This window comes from Neisseria sp. 19428wB4_WF04, from assembly GCF_015235335.1.
In the GTDB taxonomy this organism is placed as follows: Bacteria; Pseudomonadota; Gammaproteobacteria; order Burkholderiales; family Neisseriaceae; genus Neisseria; species Neisseria musculi.
On the sequence record NZ_JADGLG010000249.1, the window covers coordinates 1 to 231 of the forward strand.

At 45.9% G+C, this 231-nt stretch carries 1 protein-coding gene; it reads right to left on the reverse strand.

All coding sequences use genetic code 11. The features are described 5' to 3' along the window. Positions 1–38: 38 nt before the first annotated feature. Entirely contained in the window at positions 39–173 is a 135-nt protein-coding gene (locus IR141_RS13975) for a hypothetical protein (protein WP_255518834.1), read from the reverse strand. Between the last annotated feature and the right edge of the window lie 58 nt (positions 174–231).

A 231-nucleotide genomic window follows, 5' to 3' on the forward strand; every position in this document is an offset into this window, starting at 1 on the left:
TAAAAAACAAGACATTGATTTTTAGAGTTTACTTGCTGTTATTCCCACGGCGGCGGGCTTGATGATTTATGGCAGCGGCCGCCGCCCGATTTGCAGGTTTCGGTAAGATTCAGGCCGTCTGAAAATGCTTTCAGACGGCCTGATGCTTGTGTGCGGTTTAAAAAACAAGACATTGATTTTTAGAGTTTACTTGCTGTTATTCCCACGGCGGCGGGCTTGATGATTTATGGC